Here is a 22,669-nt window from a genome sequence, read left to right as displayed (position 1 = left end):
TAGGGATTACACTGATACAGTGTGATTGCACTAATTGTATTTTTATTTTTTTATTTCAGCATAAACTGAATCGGCTGCTTTTTCTTCAGGTTTAATTTTTGTGCCGTCTTTTAACGATTGGAAACCTTCTAAAATCACTTTGTCGCCGGTTTTAAGCCCTTTTGTAACTACGTAGAAATTGCCTTTGGCTAATTCCATTACCTCAATTTGCGTATTAACAACCTTAGCCGAATCGCCTAAAATGTAAACGAATTTCTTACCCTGTAAATCGATTGTTGATTTCTGAGGGATTAGAATAGCATTTTCAACATGCTGAGGAATTCTAACCGAAGCACTGGCACCATTTTTTAATAGGAAAACCGGGTTAGGGAAGGTAGCCCTTAAGCTTGCCGAACCTGTGTTGGTGTTAATCTGACCGTTAATTGATTCGATTTTACCATTTTGCGCGTAAACACTTCCATCAGCAAGTACTAAACTAACCGGCGGAATGTTATTCATTTGCTCGGTTAGGGTTTTGCCTTTATAGGTGCTGGCAAAATCTAAAAGCTGTTTTTCGTTTAAAGAGAAGTAAGCATAAACTTTAGAGGTATTCGAAACCGTAGTTAGTGGCTGTGTGCTGCTGCTACTCACCAGACTTCCGTTTCTAAAAGGAATACTGCCTACTACACCATCTACCGGACTGGTAATTGAAGTATAACCAAGATTAACCCTCGCATTTACCAGCTCTGCCTTTGCCTGTGCCAACGCAGCTTTTCTGCTTTGAAGCGTTAATTGAGCTGCATCCAGGTCATACTTACTGATAATATCTTTTTCAACCAGGGGTTTGGTCTTGTTTACCGTTAACTGGGCGGCATTCACATCGGCCTCAGCACTGCTTATGGCTGCCCTGGCTGTTCTAACCTGTTGTTCGTATTGAGGGGCATTGATGGTAAAAAGTAGCTGACCTTTTTTAACCACCGCACCTTCATCAACAAATATTTTTTCGATAAAACCATCAACTTTTGGGCGAATATCGATATTCTGGATGCCTTCTATAGTTGCAGGATAATCTGAATCGAGGGTGGTGTTCTGTGTATTTACTGTAAATATTGGGTAAGCTTGCGGACCTGCAGCAGCAGCAGCAGCGGCAGCTTTTTTAGCTTCGTCGTTATTTCCGCAGGATGCCAAAAGCATACCAATGCTCATGCTAAAAAAGAGAGTTGTTACTTTTCTCATGGACTATTTCTGTGTGTTTAAATTTAAATTTCCGGATTAAGGGCGTTGTCAATTGATGGGCTTTAATCGTCGCCGATAACTGTCCAAAAATAGAGCCTAAACAAAAATAAATCTGTCCAAATTCTGTCATTTAATCAATCGATTGATTTATTTTGCGTTTGGAACGCTACTTAAATATAACTAAAATATTGTTTTTAAGTAATTTAACTGCTTTATTTATTTTAAAATGGTGCTTGTAAATATCTTGAGACAGATGTTAAAAGCTGTTAAAATCGTCGATTCTGTATTGGAATTGTCACAGCGGGCTGTTGTTTATTTCGAGCAGAGATGGAGATAAATGGTGTATATTTTACACTGCCAGGGAAGAGATAGCACTCAAAATTTTTCTTAGCTTTAAACATATGAAATACCTTTTGCTGCTAACGGTTATGATATTGGGCTCGGGCTGTTTAATGCTAGGCGCACCCCACTATTATAATTACAAATCAATTCATGCGAATGCCGATTCAATCGTGGTAATTTCTTATCCCTCGCGGCTCGACTATCAATATCGCTTTACAAAAAATAAGTGGGACAGTGTTTTGGTTTTAGACCCCATACACTTGGTTTATCAAAAAATGGCCCTAAAAGAAAATGAGAACTTCTATCCAAAAGCCTATTACTCATTTTATAAAAATGAGCGATGGAATCTGAAAAAAATGGAAAAAGTGAAATCAGTAGTAGTGAAAAGGTACCAACAAAATCTGGCTGATGTTGATACCCTTTATTATAGGATAGTAAAATGAGTTTGATTAATCTACCTCTCCCTCAAAAACCAATTTGGCTGGTCCGCATAAAAACACGTTGGTAAATGCAGCACCATCGTAATCGAATTCAATTTTAATATCGCCACCCAAAACTTTAATATCGGTTTTAATGTGGCCACTCAGGTTTTTATGTTTGGCCATGGCCATAGCCACTGCAGTGACCCCGGTGCCACAGGCATAGGTCTCGTCTTCAACACCACGCTCGTAGGTACGCACAAACAGGTGGTCGGCTTTATCTTCTACAAAGTTTACGTTTATACCCTCGGTTTTATAAGTATCGTTGTAACGGATACTTTTGCCTTCATTGAAAACATCCAGGTCTTTTAAACCGGTTTGTAAAGCAACATAATGCGGGGAGCCTGTATTTAAAACATAGGCATCACCATCTTTGTTAACCGTGTCTACATCAATCATTTGCAAATCAACCCATTCGCCATTTTCTGAAATTCTGGCATAATGCGGCCCGTCTACTGCCAAAAAGTTGGTTTCCCGATCAATAATGCCAAGCTGTTTGGCAAAGGCAACAATGCACCGGCCACCATTACCACACATACTGCCCAGGTTGCCATCGGCATTAAAATAATGCATTTCAAAATCGTAATCTTCGTGTTTGGTCAGGAACATTAAACCATCTGCACCTATCCCGAATCTTCTGTGGCATAGTTGTTCAACTAATTGATTATCAATGTTTTTTAACGGACTCGTGGTGTGGTCTATTAAAATGAAATCGTTGCCTGCGCCCTGATATTTATAGAAATTAATTTTCATGAAAGCTTCATCTTTTAATGCAATATTTGAATTGCAAAGGGTAACCTGCACCTCGTGTTTTTTTGATTTAACATTTTTTAACACAAAACCAGGTGCACTAATGATGCAAATATCGTTTATATGGTATTAAATTTGAATAATTAACGAAAAGAAATTTTAGCAGATAAAAACTGCAGGAGCATTCTGCTTAAATCAAAGTGAAACAAACACTCCCGCAAAAATTAGTAAATTTAACAAATGAAATATTGTAGGCTAAAACATTTAGCTAGCAAAATGGCTTATAATAGATCAGGGGTTTTTAAAATAATATAGCACATGAAAAAAATATTGGGAATTACCGTGTTAGCTGCATTTATAGGTGGGGCAGCAGCAATAGGGGGTTACAAACTATTTGAACGTAACCAAACAGGCAGTACAATTTCTGAAAAACAGAATTTATATTTTGCAAATAATCCACTTAAGGTATCATCGGCAGGTACAACCGATTTTACACAGGCTGCAGCAGCAGTTGCGCCAGGTGTGGTGCACATTAAAACCACTTATGCCGCACAAAGTGGCGGTGGCAGAAGCTCTTCTCCGTTTGATATGATGGAAGATTTCTTCGGTGGCGGTGGCCGTCAAATGCAACGTCAGCCAAGGGCAGCATCGGGCTCAGGTGTAATCATCAGTCAGGATGGTTATATTGTAACCAACAACCACGTAGTAGAAAATGCAGAGAAGGTTGAAGTAGTTTTAACCGACAGACGTAAAGTAGAAGCCAAGGTAATTGGCCGCGACCCAAATACTGATTTAGCATTAATTAAAGTAAATGCAACCAATTTACCGGTAGTAAAAATGGGTAACTCTGATAATGTACAGGTAGGCGAGTGGGTTTTAGCGGTAGGTTTCCCGTTAGATTTAAATACAACGGTAACTGCAGGTATTGTGAGTGCTAAAAACCGCAGTATCGGTATCATTGGCCGCGAGCAACAAGGCAACGAAATTACAGAAGAAGAATACCGCGAATACCAACGTACTGGTAAAAGACCAGATCGTCCGGCAAATACAAGCATCGAATCTTTTATTCAGACAGATGCTGCCATTAACCCTGGTAACAGTGGTGGTGCACTTGTAAATGCAAATGGTGAGTTAGTTGGTATTAACTCAGCAATTGCTTCGCAAAGCGGTTATAACCAGGGCTATGGTTTTGCTATCCCGGTTAACCTTGCCCGTAAAATTGTTGATGATTTTATGAAATATGGTTCGGTTAAACGTGGATATATTGGTGTTAGTTTTGTTCCGTTAAGTGGAGAAGAAAAACAAGAAGGTGTTAAAACCAACGAAATCAGTGGTTTATATGTAAATGATGTAGTTGCTGGCGGTGGTGCTGCTGCGGCTGGTATTAAATCAGGCGACGTAATTAAAAAAGTTGATGGTGTGGTAATTAATGATTCGCCAGACTTACAGGAAAGAGTTGGTCGTTTAAATCCAGGCGATAAAGTTAAATTAACTGTATTGCGTGATGGATCTTTGAAAGACTACACTGTTACCCTTAAAGGTGAAGCCAGTGTAGGTTTAACGGCCAATAACACAGCAAGTAAAGGTGCTGAAGTTTCGAAATTGGGTGCAACTTTTGCTCCTGCCAGTCAGGCTCAAAAAGCTAAATACGGCATTAACGGCGGTGTAGTGGTAACTTCGGTTACAACTGGCAAAGCTTTCGATAACATTGGTGTAGAAAAAGGCTTAATTATTACAAAAGTAAACGGGCAACCTGTAAACTCGGTAGCCGACGTACAAAAAGCACTACCATTAGGTAGAAACAACATGGTAAGCATTAGTGGAGTTGGTGAGCAAGGATCGTATAACTACAGTTTCCCGGCTCAATAATTAACAGATAAAAATAGTTTTAAGAAGCCCTCCCGATTGAAGATATCGGGAGGGCTTTTTTTAGTCCTGGTGAATTGGCTCGTGATGCGCATGGCAGGCATCTGCACATTCTTCGCACATTAGGGCACACTGCCTGTAGTGCTCATGGTCGTGTTTACCACACTCTGCAGCGCATAACCTGCAAATTTCTTCGCACAGCAGTAAATACTGAGGGCCGATTACCGAATCAAGCCGCAAGAACCTGGCGGCCTGTGTACAAATGTCGGCACAATCGCGGTCCAGATTAATACAGTCGATCATCATGCTAAGGTCTTCTTCCTGCAGGCATGATGCTGCACAATGCTCGCATGCCAGTGCGCAGTCTAATAAAGCCTTTATTAAGGCATGGTTATTCCGTGTTTCCATAGCTCAAAAATTTAGTTATCAATATGCTCTCTATTAATAACCTAAAGGAAATTAAACGGTTCTAATAAATCAAAATATGGTGGCGGCACTTGTTAAAGTTTGTTAATGTTCGTCGAGGTAAAATATATTAAATCCGTTTTGAAGCGTTTTGGAACATAAGCCCGTTTTGTTAATTAATCCATGTTCATCCTAAATTCATCATTGCGATTTAGTTTAGTGATTTACCGATTGATTATCAGTGTTTACCGATACTCTATAAAATTAATTTTTTTATTGTTACATATTTGAAACAGCAACAAAAACCAAATATTATGGCTTTAGCTCACATTAACCTCAGCGTAAAACAGTATTTCAATTTCATGTGCCAAAACGATTTTGAAAGAAGGATATTCCACGATAGCTACAGGGAATTTCAGAAGAAATCAAAGATATTCAGCCAAAATCAGCAGGCTCATACTTTTTCGCAGATGTTGCAGTTAAACGAAAAGGCTGGTTCGTTGCATCAGAAACTGCAGTATTCGGTTATGCCGAGCATTGCAGCTTTAGATGGTAAAATGCCGGTAATGGGCGATTTGGATGGTAATGCACTTAAATTTGATTGGGCCGAATTACATATTCTGAGTTCCGATTTGTTAAATAAAGCTGCCCATGTGGTTTCACTTACCTACACCAGCCCCACATTGGTTCTTCACGAAATCATTGGCGATTTACTGGTTTTAAGTTACGACAACCAAAACACAGGTGGCGAAACCATCATGATAAAAATTACCGAAAACCTAATGGTAAATTACAAGGAAAGTAACAGTTTGGTTTACAGTTAGGTCTTACTGGCATTTCTTTTCCTGCGGCCAGAAAAAATATTATTAATTTGTAGCATGCAACAATTTAAAGCTCCAACTTTTATTATCCATGTGGCAGGTTGGCTTTTATTCCTAACCTTTCCATTGTTGTTCATCAATAACGAACAATCGGGACAAAGTAGCTTTTTGTTGCTGGCATCGCCATTTTACTGGCTGTTTTGTCTTACTTACATGTTAATGTTTTATTTCAATGCCCTGGTACTGGTTCCTAAACTCATGTTCAAAAAACGGTACCTGCTATATACGGCAACTGTTTTAGGCTTGTTTAGCTTTGTGTATTATGCCCAGCCTTACGACAACCTGCTTGGGCACAACAAAAGTGTAATGGCGGCATTAAAAGGCGAGACGAATAAACAACCAAAAGGCTTAAACCAATCGCTGCAGCCGGGTAAGGATAGTGTAATCGGGCCTAATGCAGAAATGCCTTTCGGCCCCCTGCCCAATCAGGATTTGAGAATGCAGGACCCGAACCTGAAAAAACAGAAAGGGATTTTAGATTTGCACAAACCCGATAATATTGACGTAATCAGCCTGTTTATTTTTATGATGATTATGGGTTTGAGTATTGCCACCAGTACCGTTGAGCGTTGGCAAACCGCCGAATCGAAAGTGGTAAAGGCAGAGGCCGAAAAGGCTACGGCCGAGCTTTCATTCCTGAAAGCACAAATCAACCCCCATTTTCTTTTCAATACCCTCAATAACATTTACACGCAGTCGGTCATCAATAGCGAACATACTTCAGAAAGTATCATGAAGCTTTCGAATATTATGCGTTACGTTACTGATGATGTAACGCAGGATTTTGTGCTGTTAAGGGATGAAATAGATTGTGTACGCGATTACATTGAATTGCAAAGGCTAAGACTGGGAGCCGATGCCGAAATCAGTTTTCTGGTAGCCGGAAGATCTGAAGGAAAAAAAATTGCACCCTTAATTTTTATGACCTTTATCGAAAATGCTTTTAAATATGGGGTAACCAAAAAGGAAAAAACCGTAATCAGTATTAATTTGAGCATCGATACTAATAGAATTGATTTCTCATGCCAGAATAAAATTTACGGACATAAATCTAATTTAGAGCGGTCGGGAATTGGAATAGCCAATACACGCCAAAGGTTAACACATTTATATCCACAGCAACACAGCATAAACATTAAAAACACCGGCGAAATGTTTACCGTTAATCTTTGTGTAAATTGCTAACTTTTAACAACGACAATATGGCCCTAAAATGTGTAGCTATCGATGATGAGCCTTTAGCGCTCGAACTGATCAAGAACTATGTATCCAGGTTTCCGGGCTTGCAATTGGTGCAGGTGTTTGAAGATGCTTTATCGGGTGCAGAGTACCTAAAGCAGAACCCTGTAGATTTGTTATTTGTAGATGTGAACATGCCTGATATTACAGGTGTTGAACTGGTACGCAGTTTGGTAAATAGCCCGATGATTATTTTTACTACTGCTTACCGCAACTACGCCTTTGAGAGTTACGAGCTTCAGGCTATCGATTATTTGTTAAAACCCATAGATTTTAATCGTTTTACCGCTGCGGTAGAAAAAGCAATAGACTTTCATAAATACAAAAATGCTACACAGGAGAATACCAGCGACGAGAGCATTTATGTGTACTCGGAATATAAAATGATTAAGATTTTGCTCCGCGATATTGAATACATAGAAAGCATGGGCGACTACCTTAAAATTTACCTGTGCAATGCAGATAAGCCGGTTTTAACCCTCATGACCATGAAAAAAGTGCTGGAAAAGCTGCCTGAAGATCAGTTTGCCCGCGTACACCGGAGCTTTATTGTAGCGCTAACCAAAATTAAATCGATACACAACAGAAAAGTAAATTTAACCAATGCCGAATTGCCTATAGGTGATGCATACAGCGGTTTTATCAACCAACAGAAGGGGATATGAAATTAAAGGCAAACATAGCAACAAGCGAAAACGGATTTATTTTCAATCCGGCAACCGGCGATTCGTTTACCAGCAATACCATCGCAGCAGAGATTTTAACCTGTTTAAAAGCCGGGGAAAGCGAGATGGAAATTAAACAGAAAATCCTCGATCTATACGAAGTAGAATTGTGCCAGCTGGAAAGAGATTGGGACGATTATATGCTGCAACTAAAGGAGGCAAATCTTTTAGATTTGTAACCCCGAAAAATAACACTAATCATGAGCGTTTCTCCCAAGCCAGACCAAACAAAAGCCTTAACCATTGCAGTTACGGGCTTAAATGCCAACGATAATCCCGGCCCTGGCCTAGCGGTAATCAGGGCGTTAAAGGATGGTTTTGGAGAAAACTTAAGGATTATTGGCCTGGCCTACGAAACGCTGGAGCCTGCTATTTATTTAAGCAATTTGGTAGATAAGACCTATCGCATTCCTTACCCAACTGCCGGAACAGAGGCATTGAAAGAACGTTTGCTGCAAATTCAGGAAATAGAACACATTGATGTGCTGATCCCGAATTTTGATGCAGAGCTATTTAATTTTATTAAGCTAGAAAAAGAGCTGTTGAATATGGGTATCCATACTTTTTTGCCTACACACCAGCAGCTGGCCGCGCGCGATAAAGTAAATCTGCGGGCATTTGGCTATAAACACGGCTTTGATGTACCTGTTAGCGAAACCATTTTTGGTGTGTCGGAACTTGATCAGATAGCTGATAAATTAAGCTTTCCGCTGGTAGTAAAAGGAAAATTTTACGAGGCCAGTGTTGTACAGAATATCAGCGAAGCCTACAAAGCTTTTTACAAATTGCAAGCCAAATGGGGGCTGCCTATTATTGTGCAGCAATTTATTAAAGGCACTGAAATTAATATAGCCGGTCTTGCCGATGGTAGTGGAAATGCCCTTAGCGTAATCCCCATGCGTAAATTGTACATTACCGAAAAGGGTAAAGCCTGGGCAGGAATTACCATAGCAGACGAAAAACTGATTAACCTGGCTAAGGCATTTGCTAAAGCAACCTTGTGGAAAGGTGGTTTTGAGCTCGAAATTATGCGCGATGACAACGACGCTTTATATATTATGGAGGTTAACCCCCGTTTTCCGGCGTGGATTTATTTATCGGCTGCTGCTGGGCAAAACCAGCCCAAATTGCTGGTTGATTTGGCTTTGGGTAAGCCTGTACAAGAATTAACAGCGTACACTGCTGGTAAAATGTTTGTCCGCTATGCTTGGGATAATATTGTTGACGTAGCAGAATTTCAAAAGTTATCGGCTTTTGGAGAATTATAAAAAGGTAGAAAGGAAATAAACACTGGGCCGAATCGGGTCTTGATACTTCCTGCTAACCCCTTGATACTAATAGAAGATGAAACAAAAATACGAACGACCAACCATCAGGAAAATGAATACCGGACTTATGAACAAGTTTGGTACCCGTACTGATTTTGACCCTGTTGAAAGCATTGATGGCGTTGCCGTTAAAGACCTGGTTGAGCAATACGGTTCGCCGGTTTTTGTCTTGTCCGAAAAACAGATCAGGCGCAATTACCAGGCGGCGCTTCGGTCGTTTAAAACACGTTATCCGAAAGTGCAGTTTGCCTGGAGTTATAAAACCAATTACCTGAATGCCGTTTGCAGGGTTTTTCATCAGGAGGGAAGCTGGGCCGAGGTTGTATCTGGTTTTGAGTATCATAAAGCTTTGGGCAATGGCGTTGCCGGTCATCAGATTATCTTTAACGGACCCGATAAAAAAGAAGCCGATTTAATTCTGGCGATAGAAAATCATTCGCTCATCCACATCGATCATTTCGATGAACTTTATTTGCTGATTCAAATTACCGAAAGGATTAATAAAACTGCAAAAGTGGCTATTAGGGTTAATTTTGATACCGGAGTTTATCCGATTTGGGATCGGTTTGGCTTTAACTACGAAAATGGCCAGGCCTGGACCGCTATTGCCAAAATTTCAAAAGCCGATAAGCTGGAACTTGTTGGCCTGCATTGCCATATTGGTACCTTCATGCTATCAACAGCCGCTTACGGTATTGCTGCAACTAAACTTTGTCAGTTAGCGCTGCGATGTAAAAACGAACTTCAAAATCCGCTGCAATATATAGACCTGGGAGGAGGATTTCCCTCAACCAATACCCTAAAAGGAGCTTATCTACCAGGGGTAGATACGGTTCCATCAGTTGATGATTTTGCCGATGCCATTACCAATACCATTTTAGATGCTGGTTTTGCTACAGACGAACTGCCCCTTTTAATTTTGGAAAGCGGGCGGGTATTGATTGATGATGCCGGTTATTTGATTGGGAGTGTTTTGGCCAACAAAAGGCTAAGCGATGGCAGGCGGGCTACCATTTTTGATTTTGGTATCAATATTCTATTTACCTCTAACTGGTATGATCATAAAATAAGTGTTGCAAAAGAAGCGGGACAGTACACTGAAGAAACTGTTTTATTTGGTCCACTCTGCATGAATATTGATGTTGTACGCGAAAGCATTATGTTACCGCTATTAGAGCGGGGCGATCAGGTTGTTGTACATAAAGTTGGCGCTTACAACATGACGCAGTGGATGCAATTTATCAATATGCGGCCGGCTGTAGTATTGATTGATCAACATGGTAAAAGCCATCTGATCAGAAAACCCGAAAACCTTGCTTATTTAGAAATGATGGAGGAAGTACCCGATTACTTAAAATAAAACCATTAAAGAAGTTGAGAAAAAATCTGCAATATTACCTTAACGCTGCTTTAAATAGCTACGCCATCCTGTTCTTCTCGCAGAACCGGGTTTTAGGTGCCCTATTGTTGGTTGTTTCCTTTTTTAATTTCGATGCAGGGTTTACGGGGGGTGTTTGCGTAATCGGCTCCTTGTTACTGGTTACCGTATTAGGTTTTAAAAAAGAAGATATTAAATCAGGACTTTATAGCTTTAATTCACTTTTGCTTGGCATTGGCTTCGGTACTTTTTTTGGTTTCAGTTTTGCTTTCTGGTTATGGTTAAGCGCAGCATGTTTGTTATGTGTGGTTTTAAGTGTTAACCTCACTTCACTTTTAGGTAAGTACGCACTGCCAGGACTTTCTATCCCTTTTGTGCTTACCTTTTGGATGGTTTTAATTGCTGCCAACGGCTATTTGGGTATGGGCTTACTGCAAAAAGGTAGCTCGCTGATATTTGAACTAAACGCAAATCCACCCTCCCGTTTTGCCCAGCTTTGCCATCTTTTCGATCACCTGAGCGTACCAGCATATGTACTGCTTTTCTTTAGGTCGGTTAGTGCTATCCTGTTTCAAAATAGTGTGCTTGCGGGTATAATTATCAGTATTGGGTTTTTTATCCATTCGCGCATTGGTTTTAGCTTGCTCGTAATCGGTTTTATTACCGCCTGTGTTATTAACCATCTTACCGGAACTTATCCAGAAGGCATTAGTAATTACCATTTGGGCGCAAATTTTATGATGGTTAGCTGCGCCATTGGTGGTTTTTTCCTTATCCCATCATGGCGTTCATATTTGTGGGCAATTGCAGTTATACCTTTTACCTTTCTTGTGCTCAATGGCTTATCTCGCATATTGGTGTTGTTTAACCTTCCTGTATTTTCATTGCCTTTTTGCCTGGTTACCATTGGTTTGTTATATTTTTTTATGTTGAGAAAAAAAGCGGGCAAACTTCAGCTTACTCCGTTGCAGCATTATTCGCCCGAAACCAATTTATACCAGTTTTTAAATGGCCAGTATAGGTTGAAAGATTTTAAATACTTTAATTTCAGTTTGCCATTTATGGGCGCGTGGACGGTTTCGCAGGGTTACGAAGGAGAAATTACACACAAAGGAGATTGGCAGCATGCATTAGATTTTGTATTAAAAGATATTGATAATAAAAGCTATCAACTGCCAGGATTAAAGCTCGAAGATTATTACTGTTTTAATAAGCCTGTTTTAGCAGTTGGCGATGGTGTGGTGAAGGAGGTAATAGGCCATGTAGACGATAATGCGATTGGCCAGGTTAATCTGCAACAAAACTGGGGAAATACCATTGTAATTAAACACGCCGAAAATTTATACAGCAAGGTTTCGCATTTAAAAAAGAACAGTATAAAAGTTAAAGTGGGCGACTATGTAAAACAAGGCGATATTATTGCACTTTGCGGCAATTCTGGCCGTTCGCCAGAGCCACATTTGCATTTTCAGGTTCAGTGCACGCCCTACATCGGATCCAAAACATATCCCTATCCCATTGCTTATTTCACTTCAGCAAATCAGGCTATATTGCATTCTTTCGAAATACCTGAGGAAGGAAGTGCTGTAGAACGCCCTGAAATAAACCCATATTTAAAGAATGCTTTTCATTTTCAACCTGGTTACATCGCTAGTGCTACAGGTGATAATGGACAGGTGGAAACCTGGGAAGTATTTACCGATGATTTTAACGCAACTTACTTTTTTTGCCAGGAGAACCAGGCTGTAGCCTATTTTGTAAGCAATGCCAATATATTTTATTTTACCAGGTTTTATGGCGATAAAAACGCTTTGCTTTTCCGTTTTTACCAGATTGCCTATAAAGTTAATTATTCGGCACAACCTGTAGCCGATAGGTTTGCCATAGATGCTGAAAGTTTTAATCCGGCTTTATGGCTGCAAGATATACTGGCTCCATTCTACAGTTTTGTCAGGCATAACTATTGCAATTCTGTTAAAACGGATGCAAGCGCATTAATTATACATGCAGCAGTAAACAAACAACTTTCAGGGGGCAGTAAACAATTGTCGAATGGCGAAATTTTTATCGGATATAAAGGCATAAAGGAGTTTGCTGTTCAATATAAAAACAAACATTTAAAAGTAAAATGGGAAACAAGTTCAGTTTAACAGCCTTGCTTTTAATTGTTTGGATAACAGTTGCCAAAGCGCAAAGCAATTATCAGGCAACTGATAGTACTTCTTTGGCGCTTTTTAATGCTGCCGAATGGCAGCAACTTATTGTTTTTGGTAAAGCGGCAATTAATAAGGGCGAAGATTTCCCCTTGCTGCGGTTGCGTGTCGCCTATGCCTCATTTGTTCGTGGTAATTATATTGATGCGCTTGTTCAGTACAATAAAGTTTTAGCCAATGATAAGCACAACCAGATTGCCCTTTACTATGCTTATTTATGTAACATTAATTTAAACCGGCCGGAGAACGCTGGCTGGCTTGCCGTTGCTTTAGATACGGCAAGAGTAGAAGGCAAACAATTAAGACCGTTTAAAATTACTTCGGCAGGGGCAGAGAGTGGGATTAAGTTTACCAATATTTACGAAAGGGGCAACTCTTCCTATTCGAGGGCTTTTGTTAATTTCGGTCTCACTTACAAGTTAAATTTATCAACCTCGTTTTCCTACTATAATCAGCCCGTACACGATGATCATATTGTACAGCCAGGCTACTATGCAAAATTAAGTTATACGCCCCTTAAAAGATTTAGCTTTATTGGGGCCTATCATTACATGCGGTCTGATTTGAGGCAATTGGTGTATCAGAACAATGCGATCTTGTTAGGCGTTAAATATGCAGGAGATGCCGGTGATTTACAGGGAGATTTTGTCTTATCGCAAATTGGCGATGAAAAAACAAGGCAGTACAACATGCAATTTGTAAAATATTTATCAGGAAATCTGGATTTTTACAGCATTAGCCGCTTTTCACTGGTTGATGTGTTAAGTGATCATAACATAGTTGTACAGCAGTTGTTTGGCATTAAGCCCATCAGCAAACTTTGGTTTGAAGGTGTGGTAACCTTAGGTAACCAATACAATTATGCAGAAGCTGATGCATTGTATATTTATAACGGATTCGATAAAACGAAGTTCAAAGCCGGAGCAAACTGTTATTTTTTGTTAAAACAACATCTACTTTTAGGATTGAATTATACATTTGAACGTAAATCTGATAATATCTTTAAATTTAACTATTTACAACACTCAATTAACGGAGGCATTACATGGAGTTTTTAAAACAATTTATGGTAGTTGCAATTCTTGGCTTATCTGTATTTGAGGCAAATGCTCAAACCAATGTTGCATTGCAAAAGGCCTTCCAAAATAGTTATAACAACGAAAGTAAAAAGAGTTATACCGAAGCCATAAGTGATATAATGCCTTTTTATGCCGAAAATAATTATGAAACCAACCTCAGGATAGGGTGGTTGTATTATTTGGCCAAGAACTATACTGCATCTCAAAATTATTATAACAGGGCAATTGCAGCACGACCAAATTCGGTTGAAGCGCGGTTTGGTTTAATAAAAGCCCTGTCGTTGTTAGGCAGTTGGGAGAAAGTGATGGAGCAATATAATAGCATCATTAAAATTGATCCTCAAAATACGCAGGCAAACTATTGGGTGGGGGTAATTATCTACAACCGGAAACAGTATGTAAATGCTTCCAAGTATTTTGCCAGGGTTGTGGCTTTGTACCCTTTTGACTATGATGGCAATCACATGTTAGGTTGGTCTTTATTGTTTTCAGGCAGAAAATCAGAAGCAAAAGCTTGTTTTGAACGCGCATTATTGATAAAACCAGGTGATACATCGAGCACAGATGGGCTAAATAGATCGGTTAAATAGGGCTTAAAAGGCAATTAATCAATATATTTAGCAATTATTTAAATATTAAAAAATAAAAAAGTGATTTATAGGTATTTAAGTCTATATTTGACGCAAATTAAAATACAATATAATGCAACAAGGAACAGTAAAATTTTTTAATGAAACTAAAGGTTTCGGATTTATCATCCCGTCAAATGGCGATGCCGAAATTTTTGTTCATGCTTCAGGCTTAATTGACAACATTCGCGAGAATGATACCGTAAACTACGAAGTAGAAGAAGGTAGAAAAGGCCTAAACGCGGTAAATGTTAAAGTAGCTTAAGAAAACTCAAACACATAAATCGTAAAAGGTCCCGATGTAAATCGGGACCTTTTTTTTGCTTTTGAATGTAGGTTTTGCAGTAAGCAGGTCTATCTGCCTGCCAGGTTTTTACTGATTTCGTCGTCAACTAAATCCAAATTCAGATCGTTATTACTTAATACCGTACCGTTTTTGTCAGCCAAAAAGAAATAAGTGATGCTGTAATTACTTATCTTTTTTGCATTTGGGGATTTTGCTCCCTTTAAATCAGCATATTGTGGCCAGTTTAGCTTATCGTCTTTAATTACATTTATCCACCAATCTTTCTTTTTGTCGTAGGAGATACCAATAAACTCGACATCTTTATTTTTATACTTATCATAAAGCGTAGTTAGAATGCGGTTGTTTTCTCTGCTTTTTGTGCTATAAGATGCCCAACAGATAAAAAGATTGACCTTTTTTAAGATCTTGGAATCGAATTTCTGTCCCTGCTGGTTTTCACCTTCAATATTTGGCATTTTGCTTCCGGCCATCATTTTGCTGGCTTGCTCGGTCTCTTTTAAAAGTTGCTTACCTCTTTTACTTTCTTTAACCTCATCATCTAAGCTGTTAATAATAGATGTGTAAAGGTTAGGATCAGTTTCGGCCCTGCCATAACGCTCCAACAGAAAAAGGCTTAATTCAGACCCCGGGAATTTTTTAGCGAAAGCTTTTATAGCATTAAACTCGAAGTGGATTTTTTTCTCTCTCCAGCGATCTGCATTTTTGGCCCGCTCCATAATGTTGTTTGGATTTGCCTTATCCAACTCATCTTCTACTATCACGAGACTATCCATTAGGTTTTTGGTCAGGTTTTGGCGTATTTTATAAAAGTCAATAAATTCTTCACCCTTTTTTGAGGGTAGGCTTTTAAAGGGATAAGCGTTGATGTCTGATCCATCTAATACCCCATCGAAATTTCCTTTATCCAGATAAAAGAAATACTCCTGTTTTTTCGTGCCATCTTCTGTTCTTAAAATGGCATAGCCTTTATTAAACACATTGATCTTAAAATGTTGTTTTCCATTGGTGATGTTTTCTACTTTTAGTGTTTCGCTATTTTCAGAACTTTGAATGGTAATTACCGCATTCGGGCCAAAGTTTTTGGTTTCTACATTAAAGGTAGCAGGTGCAGGGTCGCATGCAGAGAACAGGCAGGCGACGAGCGCAATCAGGTAGAGCTGTTTTTTCATGTTTGATTATTTGGAGAGCTAAATATAACGAAAAGTTTAGTTGATTTAATTAGTGTAAGTGAAAATAAATCTTTAGTATATCTGCCATGTGGGTAAAGAAACGATTACAATACAGTTTATCGTAGTAACTTGGGCTGTTGTTCCTCCATAAGATGAGTAATATTCTATTATAAAACCAGAATAATCGCCTAATCTTCCATTTATCTCTGAATATGCTTTAGAATGTTTCTAAATAAATGTTTTATCGTTGTTTTGTCATATTCGTTTATAAATTAAACTCATAATTAAATACTTTTGCAAGAAATATAGATATAAATCCTAATCAAATGAGTGGTTTCGGAAATGCGTTTTCTTCATCAATAGGGAAGAAATTCATCATGGGTATTACAGGTTTGTTCCTGATACTTTTTTTAGTAGTACACTGTTTTATTAATGCATTAATTTTCATTAATGACGGTGGCTTAACCTTTAACATTGGGGCGCACTTTATGGCCACCAACTGGCTTATTAGGGCGGGCGAAATTGTGTTGTTTATTGGTTTGCTTGTACATATTTTTCAGGCATTAAGGCTAACCTTGCAAAACCAAAAAGCACGGCCGGTCAAATATGCAGTAAACGATGGTAAGGCAAATAGTAAATGGTATAGCCGCTCAATGGGTTTATTGGGTACACTATTACTTATTTTCTTAGTAGTTCACCTAAAAGATTTTTGGGTAGTTTCTCGTTTTACCGGCATACCAACTGTAGATGCCAATGGCCACGAAGATTTGTATGCAGTAATGAGAGAGAAATTCCAGGATCCGGTAAGGGTTGTGGTGTACATTTTAGCTATGTTTTCTTTATGCTACCACTTATTGCATGGTTTTGCTTCGGCTTTCCAAACATTAGGATGGAACCACTCAAAATATAACGGTATAATAAAAGGCTTAGGTGTTTGGTATTCGATCATTATTTCGATTCTTTTCGCCGCAATGCCAATTGCAGTTTATGCAGGTTTAATTAATTAGTTTTTAGCACAAAAGAGATATGTCAGATATTAATTCAAATATTCCAGAAGGCGAGTTAACAAGCAAATGGACTAAGTATAAGTCTTCTGTGCCTTTGGTTAACCCATCGAACAAAAGAACTATCGAAGTAATTATTGTAGGTTCGGGTTTAGCAGGCGCATCGGCGGCAGCTACTCTGGCCGAAATGGGTTACAAAGTTAAATGTTTCTGTTTCCAGGATTCACCGCGTAGAGCACACTCCATTGCGGCTCAGGGTGGTATCAATGCAGCAAAAAATTATCAAAATGATGGCGATAGCACTTATCGCTTATTTTACGATACCATTAAAGGTGGCGATTACCGTGCCCGCGAAGCCAATGTGCATCGTTTGGCCGAAGTAAGTGCCAATATTATAGATCAGTGTGTGGCCCAGGGTGTGCCTTTGGCACGCGAGTATGGCGGATTGTTAGATAACCGTTCATTTGGTGGTACACAGGTTCAACGTACTTTTTATGCTGCGGGTCAAACCGGTCAGCAATTGTTATTGGGAGCTTATTCTGCTTTAGAACGCCAGATTGGTATGGGTAAAGTAGAAATGTACACCCGCCACGAAATGCTTGAGGTTGTTAAAATCGATGGCAAAGCCCGTGGTATTATTGCACGTAACTTAATTACCGGCGAAATCGAACGTCACTTCGGTCATGCAGTGGTATTGGGTACAGGTGGTTACGGAAACGTATTCTATCTTTCTACCAACGCTATGGGTAGTAACGTTACAGCAGCATGGAAAGCACACAAACAAGGTGCTTACTTTGCAAATCCTTGCTATACACAAATTCACCCAACCTGTATCCCTGTTTCCGGCGATCACCAGTCAAAGCTAACGCTGATGTCTGAATCGTTACGTAATGATGGGCGTATCTGGGTGCCTAAAAAGAAAGATGATACCCGTAAAGCTTCAGAAATTCCTGAAGATGAAAGAGATTATTACTTAGAGCGCCGTTACCCTGCTTTTGGTAACCTGGTTCCACGTGATGTGGCCTCACGTGCAGCTAAAGAGCGTTGCGATGCAGGTTATGGTGTGGGTACATCTAAATTAGCTGTTTACTTAGATTTTAAAGCCAATACCGAGCGTTACGGAAAAATTGAAGCTGCTAAGGCGGGTAACCACAATCCGGATAAAGAAACCTGCATGCGTTTAGGTACTGCCGTAATTAAAGAAAAATACGGTAACCTGTTCGATATGTATGCGCAGATTACAGGTGAAAACCCTTACGAAACACCAATGCGTATTTACCCTGCGGTACACTATACCATGGGTGGACTTTGGGTTGATTATAACTTAATGACTTCGGTACCGGGTTTATATTGCACCGGAGAGGCTAACTTTTCTGATCACGGTGCTAATCGCTTAGGTGCATCGGCTTTAATGCAAGGTTTAGCCGATGGTTATTTTGTTTTACCTTACACCATTGGTGCTTATTTATCAAAAGAAATTTCTACCAAAGCTATTCCGACCGATCACCCTGCGTTTGTAGAGGCCGAAGAAAGAGCTGTAGGCATTTTAAATACCCTGATCAACATTAAGGGAACAAAATCTGTAGATCATTTCCACAAACGTTTAGGTAATATCATGTGGGAAAAATGCGGTATGGCCCGTAACGAGAAAGGTTTAAACGAAGCAATTCAGGAAATCAGGGCTTTACGCACCGAATTCTGGAGTAACGTTCGTGTACCTGGAACAGTTGATGAGTTAAACACTGAGTTGGAGAAAGCTGGCCGCGTTGCCGATTTTATCGAATTAGGTGAGTTAATGTGTATCGATGCATTAAACCGTAACGAGAGTTGTGGTGGTCACTTCCGCGAAGAATACCAAACGGAAGAGGGTGAGGCATTACGTGATGATGAAAACTACGCATACGTTGCCGCATGGGAATTTAAAGAAGGTGTAAATTTCGAGCTTCATAAAGAAGAATTGAAGTTTGAAAATATTAAAGTAGCACAAAGAAGTTATAAATAGCAGAGTGCATAGGGCAAAGTGTTGTAAAACACTTTGCCCTATGCTCCCCGCCTAAATCTCAATATCATGAGTACAGGAAATATGAACTTAACGCTAAAAGTTTGGCGTCAAAAAAATAACAATGCCAAAGGTGCTTTGGTTGATTATAAATTATCCGGTATTTCGCCAGATATGTCTTTCTTGGAGATGTTCGATGTGTTAAACGAAGATCTGATTAATAAAGGCGAAGAACCAGTGGTGTTCGATCACGATTGTCGCGAAGGTATTTGCGGAATGTGTTCGATGTTCATCAATGGTCGTCCACACGGACCAAAAGATCTGGTAACTACCTGCCAGTTGCACATGCGTTCTTTTAAAGATGGAGATACCATTGTGGTTGAGCCATGGAGAGCCGCGGCTTTTCCGGTAGTAAAAGATTTAACGGTAGATCGTTCTGCATTTGACAGGGTTATTGCTGCTGGTGGCTTTATTTCGGTAAATACCGGTAATGCACAAGATGCCAATAACCTGCCTATTCCTAAAATGCAGGCTGATGCGGCTTTCGAGGCGGCAGCTTGTATCGGTTGTGGTGCTTGTGTAGCTACTTGTAAAAATGCCTCTGCAATGCTTTTCGTATCGGCAAAGGTTTCTCAACTGGCATTGTTACCACAAGGTCAGCCAGAGCGTTATCGCCGTGTACAAAGCATGGTAGCGCAAATGGATGCCGAAGGTTTTGGTAACTGTACCAATACCGGTGCCTGCGAAGCAGAATGCCCTAAAGGAATTTCTTTAGAAAATATTGCCCGTATGAACCGCGACTTTGCTTCTTCGAAATTCATTTCAGAAGAAACAGTTTAAAAATATACTGTGCATCCAGTTTAACAGCTGGATTGTTAAGCCTCCACCTAGTGGGGGCTTTTTAGTTTAAAACGCTGGTATAAGCCACGTCCTTTTTATGCGCTTTGTCATTTAATAAATTGCTTTTAGAAGGTAAACCTGATTAAAAACATGATAAAACTGGTTAAATCGAAAATAATAATAATACAAATCCTAGTCGTTTTTTAACCAGCGGTAAAACTGAATTTAGCTATCGATTTAACATTTATGTGGTGTATTGAAAACATACGAAACGAGAAACCTTAAAATCGAAAGCTAGGGCAACAAACAGTCGACAAAATAAAAGTTTGCGAAACTGACAATAATTCTATGTATGCATATTAAAGTTTTGCCTAAATGGAAATTTTATTCTGTAATATTTGCATATACATTAAAGTTTTTCTAAATTTATTGCTCCGAGACAGGAGAGAAAACATAAAACCCCGGCAATTTTTTGCTGGGGTTTTGTGTTTTTTAGGTTAGGAATGGTAATTAGTTAAGTGCGAAATTAACGTTGATGTTGTATTTTACACGTACCGGTACACCAAACTGAATACCTGGATTCCATTTCGGTGAACCTGAAATAACCCTTATGGCTTCTTCGTTAATGTCGGCGCTAACTCCGCGCATTATTTTTACGTTGCTTAACTCACCATCTTTTTCTACAATGAACGATAAAAATACCCTTCCCTGAATCTTATTCCTTGCCGATTCTTTTGGGTATTTGATATTAGCGCTTAAATACTGATAAAAAGCTTTTAAACCGCCCGGAAATTCAGGTTGTTTCTCTATGCTAACGAAGTCGAATGTTCCTTTGGCAATCGAATCTCTCGAGGGGTTGACAGTTTGGCCTGCCTTCATTACCATATCGGGTTTTGTTGCAATATTAAGCTTAGCTATCTTTTCTTTAAGGGCAATATTTTCGGCGGTATTTTGTTTTGCCCTGGTAAATACAATGAGCAGGCCATTGTTATCGTTAATTCCAAACAGGGCAGTTTTATTTCTGTCTTTTAAAATGGTTGCAGATTCAATGTCTTCTTTTTTAAATTTACGCAAGGTATCCATGCCGTTTAATAATAGTTTGCCATCCAAAATAACGGATGGTTTAGCGGTAACGGGACTTACCTCCTGCGCTTGCAGGGCAGAAAAAAGGGTTAAAAGACTGAGCAGTGTAAATAGATATTTTTTCATGCCCAAATATAGTATTTACTAAATTCAGACTTGCGGCCTGACGCGAAGCAGCCGATTTTTATGAGTGGTTTTTTGCCTTTTCTATCAGGTACCGATAAAATTAACTTAAATTTAATGAAGGCACTACGTGGCATAATGTATAAAAAATCTCCAGTCATGTAACAACTGGAGATTTGCTCATCAATAATATTTAATTAACTAAGCGTAAAATTGATGTTCATCACATATTTGCTGCGCACAGGAATTCCTTTATCTAGCCCGGGATTCCAGCGCGGCGATGATTTCATTACTCTGATCGCTTCTTCATCGGTTTCTTTACTCAGGCTTTTTATTACGGTTATATTGGATAGGCTACCATCTTCTTCTACATTGAATGAGAGCATCACTTTTCCCTGCACATTATTTTTTGGGGCTACTTTAGGATACTTAATGTTTTTGGCCAGATAACGGTATAAATTAGTCAATCCACCTTGGTATTCAGGTGTTTTAGTGTCCGACTGCTGAAGGCTTGCTGTTTTAGTATTGCCAGCTTTGGCAAGGTCGAAATTTATAGCCATGTTGTACTTTACACGTACTAGTTTCCCATCCTGCATGGCTGGGTTCCATTTTGGCGACTGTTTAAACAACCGGATGGCTTCTGCATTGGTTTCCGGGCTTAAGCCCCGTATAACTACAATGTCTGTTAATTTGCCATCCTTTTCTACTACAAATGAAAGAAACACCTTGCCCTGGGTTTTGTTCTTTTTGGCAACTTCGGGGTACTTTATTTCTTTTTTAATGTATTCGTAGAATTTGGCAATACCGCCAGGGTAGGCAGGCTGCTTTTGTACCGATACAAAATCGTATACTTTCTGGTCTTTATTTTGCGCATTTGCCGAATTAATGAACATAGCACAGCCCAGTAGGGCTATAATCATTAGCTTTCTCATTGTTTTTTAATTAAAAGGTTAATTATTTAATTCTTTTCGGAGAGCGGTTTTGCATTTTTTGTTGTAATAATAATTACGCCATTTTTTGCCTTATCGCCATAAAGTTTTTTGGCAGCAGCATCTTTTAAAACCTCAACAGATTTAATACTATCCTGATCTATAGTGATGTTCCTATCTGTTTCTTTACCATCTACAATGTATAAAGGAGATGATGCACCATTTTTTAGCTTAATGCCAAGTTTTGAAATAGAAAAGCCCGATCCATTAGAGGCGACTGGCTGTGCAATACCAGGGCGGACAGTGAGACCATAAACTTTTCCTTTCAGGTTTGAATTCATATTACTATCTAAGGCAGTTAGGCTATTTCTCTCTTTCGAACCTTTTGTTTTAATTTCTATCACACCAGCAAAGCCGTCAGCTCCATAGGTAGAAATAGCACTATTGTCTTTTAGTATATTTATCGATTCAATATTGTCTGGCTCCAACGCAATCTGGTTAATATCTCTGCTAAATTGCTTATTGCCATCAATTACAATCAGTGGTTGTTTCGCGTCAGATATTGCATTACCACGAATTTTAATCGTTACGTTCTTAGTACTGTCTGCTTTTTGGGCAAAGGCTGCCATGGTTAAACCCATTATAGCCGTAAATACAATTGTTTTTTTCATGTCAGTCAGTTTTTT

General features: G+C 39.2%; 22 protein-coding genes. 15 read left to right on the top strand and 7 right to left on the bottom strand.

Going from position 1 to position 22,669, the window contains the following annotated elements; translation table 11 throughout:
* Positions 1–42: 42 nt before the first annotated feature.
* A complete protein-coding gene (locus DBR40_RS01955; protein ID WP_124558119.1) occupies positions 43–1,215 on the bottom strand; it encodes an efflux RND transporter periplasmic adaptor subunit in 1,173 nt (390 codons plus the stop codon).
* 401 nt (positions 1,216–1,616) lie between these two features.
* Here DBR40_RS01955 and DBR40_RS01950 point away from each other — a divergent pair, with 401 nt between their 5' ends.
* Positions 1,617–2,000 (top strand): hypothetical protein, encoded by a 384-nt coding sequence (locus DBR40_RS01950; RefSeq protein ID WP_124558118.1) that lies wholly within the window; start codon positions 1,617–1,619, stop codon positions 1,998–2,000.
* A 6-nt stretch (positions 2,001–2,006) separates the two neighbouring features.
* On the opposite strand, the gene dapF is transcribed toward DBR40_RS01950, so the two are convergent.
* Positions 2,007–2,789, bottom strand: a complete 783-nt coding sequence (gene dapF, locus DBR40_RS01945) for a diaminopimelate epimerase (protein ID WP_124558117.1) — start codon at positions 2,787–2,789, stop codon at positions 2,007–2,009.
* 315 nt (positions 2,790–3,104) lie between these two features.
* Here dapF and DBR40_RS01940 point away from each other — a divergent pair, with 315 nt between their 5' ends.
* Positions 3,105–4,655: a trypsin-like peptidase domain-containing protein gene (locus tag DBR40_RS01940; RefSeq protein WP_124558116.1), complete on the top strand. Its 1,551-nt coding sequence runs from the start codon at positions 3,105–3,107 to the stop codon at positions 4,653–4,655.
* Positions 4,656–4,715: 60 nt separating this feature from the next.
* On the opposite strand, the gene DBR40_RS01935 is transcribed toward DBR40_RS01940, so the two are convergent.
* Positions 4,716–5,060 carry a four-helix bundle copper-binding protein gene (locus tag DBR40_RS01935; RefSeq protein WP_124558115.1) on the bottom strand — a complete coding sequence of 115 codons (345 nt, stop codon included), beginning with the start codon at positions 5,058–5,060 and terminating at the stop codon, positions 4,716–4,718.
* Between the two features lie 311 nt (positions 5,061–5,371).
* On the opposite strand from DBR40_RS01935, the gene DBR40_RS01930 reads away from it, so the two are divergent.
* The 10 genes from DBR40_RS01930 (at position 5,372) to DBR40_RS01885 (ending at position 14,794) form a co-directional block, all read left to right on the top strand.
* Positions 5,372–5,881 carry a hypothetical protein gene (locus tag DBR40_RS01930; protein WP_124558114.1) on the top strand — a complete coding sequence of 170 codons (510 nt, stop codon included), beginning with the start codon at positions 5,372–5,374 and terminating at the stop codon, positions 5,879–5,881.
* A 54-nt stretch (positions 5,882–5,935) separates the two neighbouring features.
* The gene (locus DBR40_RS01925; protein ID WP_124558113.1) at positions 5,936–7,123 is read left to right on the top strand and encodes a sensor histidine kinase; all 1,188 of its coding nucleotides are present in this window, start codon (positions 5,936–5,938) and stop codon (positions 7,121–7,123) included.
* 17 nt (positions 7,124–7,140) lie between these two features.
* Positions 7,141–7,842: a LytR/AlgR family response regulator transcription factor gene (locus tag DBR40_RS01920; RefSeq protein WP_124558112.1), complete on the top strand. Its 702-nt coding sequence runs from the start codon at positions 7,141–7,143 to the stop codon at positions 7,840–7,842.
* Entirely contained in the window at positions 7,839–8,081 is a 243-nt protein-coding gene (locus DBR40_RS01915) for a PqqD family protein (RefSeq protein ID WP_124558111.1), read from the top strand. Before DBR40_RS01920 ends, DBR40_RS01915 begins: the two co-directional genes overlap by 4 nt.
* Positions 8,082–8,102: 21 nt before the next feature.
* Positions 8,103–9,170 (top strand): ATP-grasp domain-containing protein, encoded by a 1,068-nt coding sequence (locus DBR40_RS01910; RefSeq protein ID WP_124558110.1) that lies wholly within the window; start codon positions 8,103–8,105, stop codon positions 9,168–9,170.
* Positions 9,171–9,246: 76 nt separating this feature from the next.
* On the top strand, positions 9,247–10,590 hold the full coding sequence (locus DBR40_RS01905; RefSeq protein ID WP_124558109.1) for a diaminopimelate decarboxylase: 1,344 nt from the start codon (positions 9,247–9,249) through the stop codon (positions 10,588–10,590).
* Between the two features lie 14 nt (positions 10,591–10,604).
* Entirely contained in the window at positions 10,605–12,758 is a 2,154-nt protein-coding gene (locus tag DBR40_RS27170) for an urea transporter (protein WP_124558108.1), read from the top strand.
* The gene (locus DBR40_RS01895; RefSeq protein ID WP_124558107.1) at positions 12,737–13,879 is read left to right on the top strand and encodes a hypothetical protein; all 1,143 of its coding nucleotides are present in this window, start codon (positions 12,737–12,739) and stop codon (positions 13,877–13,879) included. The genes DBR40_RS27170 and DBR40_RS01895 overlap by 22 nt, the downstream gene beginning before the upstream one ends.
* 8 nt (positions 13,880–13,887) lie before the next feature.
* Positions 13,888–14,490, top strand: a complete 603-nt coding sequence (locus DBR40_RS01890; protein WP_158673977.1) for a tetratricopeptide repeat protein — start codon at positions 13,888–13,890, stop codon at positions 14,488–14,490.
* Between the two features lie 112 nt (positions 14,491–14,602).
* Positions 14,603–14,794: a cold-shock protein gene (locus DBR40_RS01885; RefSeq protein ID WP_039472718.1), complete on the top strand. Its 192-nt coding sequence runs from the start codon at positions 14,603–14,605 to the stop codon at positions 14,792–14,794.
* A gap of 89 nt (positions 14,795–14,883) precedes the next feature.
* Here the strand turns inward: DBR40_RS01885 and DBR40_RS01880 are convergent, their stop codons facing one another.
* Positions 14,884–16,005, bottom strand: a complete 1,122-nt coding sequence (locus DBR40_RS01880; RefSeq protein ID WP_124558105.1) for a TlpA family protein disulfide reductase — start codon at positions 16,003–16,005, stop codon at positions 14,884–14,886.
* A gap of 326 nt (positions 16,006–16,331) precedes the next feature.
* Between DBR40_RS01880 and DBR40_RS01875 the strand changes: the two genes are divergently transcribed.
* The 3 genes from DBR40_RS01875 (at position 16,332) to DBR40_RS01865 (ending at position 19,848) form a co-directional block, all read left to right on the top strand.
* Positions 16,332–17,012 carry a succinate dehydrogenase cytochrome b subunit gene (locus DBR40_RS01875; RefSeq protein ID WP_124558104.1) on the top strand — a complete coding sequence of 227 codons (681 nt, stop codon included), beginning with the start codon at positions 16,332–16,334 and terminating at the stop codon, positions 17,010–17,012.
* A 19-nt stretch (positions 17,013–17,031) separates the two neighbouring features.
* Entirely contained in the window at positions 17,032–19,011 is a 1,980-nt protein-coding gene (locus tag DBR40_RS01870) for a fumarate reductase/succinate dehydrogenase flavoprotein subunit (protein ID WP_124558103.1), read from the top strand.
* A 66-nt stretch (positions 19,012–19,077) separates the two neighbouring features.
* Positions 19,078–19,848 (top strand): succinate dehydrogenase/fumarate reductase iron-sulfur subunit, encoded by a 771-nt coding sequence (locus tag DBR40_RS01865; RefSeq protein WP_124558102.1) that lies wholly within the window; start codon positions 19,078–19,080, stop codon positions 19,846–19,848.
* 510 nt (positions 19,849–20,358) lie between these two features.
* Here the strand turns inward: DBR40_RS01865 and DBR40_RS01860 are convergent.
* The 3 genes from DBR40_RS01860 to DBR40_RS01850 all read right to left on the bottom strand — a co-directional run bounded on the left by DBR40_RS01860 (position 20,359) and on the right by DBR40_RS01850 (position 22,654).
* A complete protein-coding gene (locus DBR40_RS01860) occupies positions 20,359–21,057 on the bottom strand; it encodes a TonB family protein (RefSeq protein ID WP_124558101.1) in 699 nt (232 codons plus the stop codon).
* Positions 21,058–21,251: 194 nt separating this feature from the next.
* On the bottom strand, positions 21,252–21,986 hold the full coding sequence (locus DBR40_RS26960; protein ID WP_124558100.1) for an energy transducer TonB: 735 nt from the start codon (positions 21,984–21,986) through the stop codon (positions 21,252–21,254).
* A 26-nt stretch (positions 21,987–22,012) separates the two neighbouring features.
* On the bottom strand, positions 22,013–22,654 hold the full coding sequence (locus DBR40_RS01850; RefSeq protein WP_124558099.1) for a TonB-dependent receptor plug domain-containing protein: 642 nt from the start codon (positions 22,652–22,654) through the stop codon (positions 22,013–22,015).
* Between the last annotated feature and the right edge of the window lie 15 nt (positions 22,655–22,669).

The sequence above is a fragment of the Pedobacter sp. KBW01 genome (assembly GCF_003852395.1).
GTDB lineage: Bacteria > Bacteroidota > Bacteroidia > Sphingobacteriales > Sphingobacteriaceae > Pedobacter.
The sequence above is the reverse complement of the archived record's forward strand: the minus strand, read 5'-3'. Positions and strand labels throughout refer to the sequence as shown.

Excerpts from the sequence above, each read along its gene's own strand:
- DBR40_RS01915 (WP_124558111.1), top strand. The coding sequence starts at position 7,839 with ATGAAATTAAAGGCAAACATAGCAACAAGCGAAAACGGATTTATTTTC.
- DBR40_RS01950 (WP_124558118.1), top strand. The coding sequence starts at position 1,617 with ATGAAATACCTTTTGCTGCTAACGGTTATGATATTGGGCTCGGGCTGT.
- DBR40_RS01890 (WP_158673977.1), top strand. The coding sequence starts at position 13,888 with ATGGTAGTTGCAATTCTTGGCTTATCTGTATTTGAGGCAAATGCTCAA.
- DBR40_RS01910 (WP_124558110.1), top strand. The coding sequence starts at position 8,103 with ATGAGCGTTTCTCCCAAGCCAGACCAAACAAAAGCCTTAACCATTGCA.
- DBR40_RS01940 (WP_124558116.1), top strand. The coding sequence starts at position 3,105 with ATGAAAAAAATATTGGGAATTACCGTGTTAGCTGCATTTATAGGTGGG.
- DBR40_RS01935 (WP_124558115.1), bottom strand. The coding sequence starts at position 5,060 with ATGGAAACACGGAATAACCATGCCTTAATAAAGGCTTTATTAGACTGC.
- dapF (WP_124558117.1), bottom strand. The coding sequence starts at position 2,789 with ATGAAAATTAATTTCTATAAATATCAGGGCGCAGGCAACGATTTCATT.
- DBR40_RS01870 (WP_124558103.1), top strand. The coding sequence starts at position 17,032 with ATGTCAGATATTAATTCAAATATTCCAGAAGGCGAGTTAACAAGCAAA.
- DBR40_RS26960 (WP_124558100.1), bottom strand. The coding sequence starts at position 21,986 with ATGAGAAAGCTAATGATTATAGCCCTACTGGGCTGTGCTATGTTCATT.
- DBR40_RS01920 (WP_124558112.1), top strand. The coding sequence starts at position 7,141 with ATGGCCCTAAAATGTGTAGCTATCGATGATGAGCCTTTAGCGCTCGAA.
- DBR40_RS01925 (WP_124558113.1), top strand. The coding sequence starts at position 5,936 with ATGCAACAATTTAAAGCTCCAACTTTTATTATCCATGTGGCAGGTTGG.
- DBR40_RS01895 (WP_124558107.1), top strand. The coding sequence starts at position 12,737 with ATGGGAAACAAGTTCAGTTTAACAGCCTTGCTTTTAATTGTTTGGATA.
- DBR40_RS01930 (WP_124558114.1), top strand. The coding sequence starts at position 5,372 with ATGGCTTTAGCTCACATTAACCTCAGCGTAAAACAGTATTTCAATTTC.
- DBR40_RS01880 (WP_124558105.1), bottom strand. The coding sequence starts at position 16,005 with ATGAAAAAACAGCTCTACCTGATTGCGCTCGTCGCCTGCCTGTTCTCT.
- DBR40_RS01860 (WP_124558101.1), bottom strand. The coding sequence starts at position 21,057 with ATGAAAAAATATCTATTTACACTGCTCAGTCTTTTAACCCTTTTTTCT.
- DBR40_RS01885 (WP_039472718.1), top strand. The coding sequence starts at position 14,603 with ATGCAACAAGGAACAGTAAAATTTTTTAATGAAACTAAAGGTTTCGGA.
- DBR40_RS01850 (WP_124558099.1), bottom strand. The coding sequence starts at position 22,654 with ATGAAAAAAACAATTGTATTTACGGCTATAATGGGTTTAACCATGGCA.
- DBR40_RS01865 (WP_124558102.1), top strand. The coding sequence starts at position 19,078 with ATGAGTACAGGAAATATGAACTTAACGCTAAAAGTTTGGCGTCAAAAA.
- DBR40_RS01875 (WP_124558104.1), top strand. The coding sequence starts at position 16,332 with ATGAGTGGTTTCGGAAATGCGTTTTCTTCATCAATAGGGAAGAAATTC.
- DBR40_RS01905 (WP_124558109.1), top strand. The coding sequence starts at position 9,247 with ATGAAACAAAAATACGAACGACCAACCATCAGGAAAATGAATACCGGA.
- DBR40_RS01955 (WP_124558119.1), bottom strand. The coding sequence starts at position 1,215 with ATGAGAAAAGTAACAACTCTCTTTTTTAGCATGAGCATTGGTATGCTT.